This window comes from Pseudomonas sp. PA15(2017), assembly GCF_001945395.1.
In the GTDB taxonomy this organism is placed as follows: Bacteria; Pseudomonadota; Gammaproteobacteria; order Pseudomonadales; family Pseudomonadaceae; genus Aquipseudomonas.
The window spans coordinates 53,957-57,025 of record NZ_MSXV01000051.1 but is presented as its reverse complement, the minus strand read 5'-3'; the positions used below and the strand labels follow the sequence as shown (position 1 = coordinate 57,025).

Annotated in this window: 2 protein-coding genes; one reads left to right on the top strand and one right to left on the bottom strand. The window is 63.7% G+C overall.

Annotated features, from left to right (window positions below):
* Positions 1 to 2,147, bottom strand: a 2,147-nt coding sequence (locus BVH03_RS26920; RefSeq protein WP_305883692.1) for a hemagglutinin repeat-containing protein, incomplete at its 3' end; no start/stop codon positions are given.
* Between the two features lie 288 nt (positions 2,148 to 2,435).
* Here BVH03_RS26920 and BVH03_RS26915 point away from each other — a divergent pair.
* A complete protein-coding gene (locus BVH03_RS26915; RefSeq protein ID WP_256574730.1) occupies positions 2,436 to 2,738 on the top strand; it encodes a hypothetical protein in 303 nt (100 codons plus the stop codon).
* The last annotated feature ends 331 nt before the right edge of the window (positions 2,739 to 3,069 follow it).

The following is a 3,069-nucleotide window of genomic DNA, read 5'->3' as shown; positions in this document are numbered from 1 at the left end:
TCTTGTTCCAGATCCTTCACACCCTCGAAGGCGATCTGGCCTGCGCTGGACACTGTCAGGTCGGCGCCGCTCTCCAGCCGCGCCGCCTGGTAGGTCTGATCACCGCCACTGAGCAGTGCCAGGTCGCCACCGGCCTGGATGTCGCTGCCGACATGGGTGACGTCGGTGGTTTCGTTGCGTTTGAAGCTATTGCGCCCGAAGCTGCCTTTTTTCTTTTTCTGGTACAGCGCGTAGTCGGAGTCCTGGGCAGCCAGCAGTGCCAGCTCGCCACCGGCCACCAGGTAGGCTTGTTCGCCGGCCGTGACGCGGCTGGCGATCACGGCCAGGTCGCCGCCGGCGCTGATGTCGAGGTCGCCCTCTGCGCTGAGGGTCGCGGCTCGCTGGGTGACACGATCCTTCTGGTCGGTGACCCGCTTGGTGTGCCACAGCGCGTGGCTTTCATCCGCGGCCGAGGCTACGGTCAGGTCGTGCTCTGCCCGCAGGGCGAGGTGGCGACCGGCACTGAGGTCGCTGGCGGTCACGCTCAGGTCACGGCCGGCGCTGATGGTCAGGTCACGGCCAGCACTCACCTCGCCACCTAGCTGCGTCACGCGCTCGTCGAGGAACCAGTTGCCCCGTGAGTGGTGCTGTACGTCCTGCACCGAGGCAAGGTTGACATCGCGGCCCGCCTGGATTGCCAGGTCGCTCCGGCTGTCCAGTACGCCGCCCAGGTTACTCAGGTCGCGGCCAGCGGCCAGGCTCAGGTGGTCGCTCGCTTCGATACGCGCCGCGCTGTCGATATGGCTGCGTATCCAGGTGCGATCGTTCAGGTTGCTGTGGGTGGCGGTGACCGTGCGCTCATTGAGGATGTCGCCGTCACGGGCGGTCAGGCTGACGTCGCGCCCGGCAATGATGCCACCCTGGGCGTTGCGAATGCTGTCGGTCGCCAGCAATTGCAGGCGCTCGTTGGCCTGCATCACGCCGCTGTTGGTGATGTTCGCAGCCTGTAGCTGAAGATCGCCGCTGGCGCGCAGGGTGCCCTGGTTGTTCAGCTCGCCACCGCTGATCAACGCCACGTCGCGACCTTGGATCAACGCGCCGTTGGGCGCCAGGCGCCCGTTGGCCTGGGCCAGGTAGAGCACCGGCACCAGCACCCTCTCACCCGCCACCTCGTGCTCTTCGAGCCAGACGATATCATGAGTCAGCGCCGCTACCTGCTCGCTGCTCAGGCTCACCCCTAGCGCCAGATTCAATGCTTGTTTGCTGGCGATGGCGTTGTTCATCAGGTGGCGGAACATCGCCTCGTCGCTGTGCAGGCCAGCGAGGAAGCGCTGGCCGATGCGGGCCGTGATGGCTTCGCGGATCAGCCGCTGCTCGTAAAGGCCATCACCCAGGCGCTTTTGGGCCTGGTCGGGGTCGAAGCCCAGTTTGCCCAGCAGGTAGTCGGAACTGAGAAACGGGGTCAGTTCGGTCAGCGCGGGGTTGGTTTCGATCAGGTAGCGATGTGCGGCAGGCGTTGCGCTAGCGGCCATGGCTTGGACACGGGGCACGAAGCGTGCGTCCTCACCAACCGCAGTAGCTGGCTCCTGGCTGAGTGCAACCGCCAGTGGAGCTGGCGTCTTGAGGGCCTCGCGTAGCACCGCTGTGTACGGCGCGCTGATCTCAACCGTAGTGACAGGTGTAGCGGCCGCAGGTGCTCTGGCCAGCGATTCGCTCGCCGGGGTAGCCAACGGCGGGTTATATAGCTGCACGCTGCTCCCCGGCGCTGGCAAGAGAGCCTGCTGTTCGCGCTCTGCGAGTTGCAGCGGCAGGCTGCCCAGCTCGAGCGGGTCGAGCTGCAGGGGTACGCTGGCATGGCCGATATGACCGATATGGCCGCTGAGAGCCAGGCCCGGCGATGCAGTGCCGGCAGACAGCTGACCCACGTTGACCGCCGAGCCACGGGCGGGCAGTCCGCTTGCGCCATCGCGCTCGGCGACCTGCCACTGCCCGTCGCCAATAGCGACTGCACCCAAGGGGTCGATGCGCACCACGCTGCCCTGGGCAACGGGGCCGACCGTGTCGCGCGGTACCGAGCCGAGAACGGTTTGCCCAAGGGTCCAGCCTTGACGGGTGGCGGCGCCGCGCACCTGGCTTTGGCTGCCGCTCTGGCCACTCAGGCGGAACAAGCCGTTCTGCCCGGTGGGCAGACTGAAGCCAGGCAGGGCCAGGGGGTTGACTTGCTGCTGGGCGAGGTCAGGGGGGAGTTGGGGGTTGAGGGAAATAGATACGAACGAACTCGCCGCCCCTACGCTGGTCGAGCCGCTGCGGTTACCGCTAACTACGTGTGTAGAATCAGGGCGCTTGACGCCGTTGCCAATCCTTTCCTCAGCATTGATGGTAACGTTGCCAGCCGCTTGGATGATTCCCGCATAACGTTGGTCACCTTGCCATAAAATGGTACGGCTGCCATAGCTATGAAGCTCCTGCTCAAAGTCACCATCGCTGATGATGCGGTTAATGGCGCCGACGATCTCCCCGGTGCGCTGCTCATCATAAGCGGCGCTCTCGTGCCAATATTGCCTGGTGAATTCCCGCGCATTGTTCTGGTGGCGAACGATGTACTTACCGTTCATGCGCGTCAGCCGAAACATGCGCGTGGTCTGGATCTCCCCCTCCTCTACACCAGTGTTGTCCAACGTGCGGAGTACGGCCGAAAAATCGCCGCCAGCACTAATCAGGCTACTGGCATTGTTCAGCACGTCACCATAAATACGTAGGTCACCAGCTGACGCGATCTGCGACATGGTACTGGCCTCGGTGACATGTAGCCGATCCAGTTGCGTTACCTCGAACCAGGAACTTCGTTTTCCCCTGCAGTCGATCCCAGGCTGAACACAGAATCGTTCGTCGATGCGCGCACTGTATATGCTTGGTTCGACGGTCAGGCGATCGCGAGCGTTATTGAGTATGCCGACGCTCAACGTCGTATGACCGGCAGCTTCCAAGGTCGCGGAGAGATTATCCAGGCGGCTGGCCAAGGCCCCAGAAACATCTCTGGCCAAGAGAATACTCCCCAGGCTATACACATCCGCATAGCGGTTGGTGAAG

Coding starts and splice junctions, on each gene's coding strand:
- BVH03_RS26915 (WP_256574730.1), top strand. CDS start 2,436: ATGAAGCTCCTGCTCAAAGTCACCATCGCTGATGATGCGGTTAATGGC.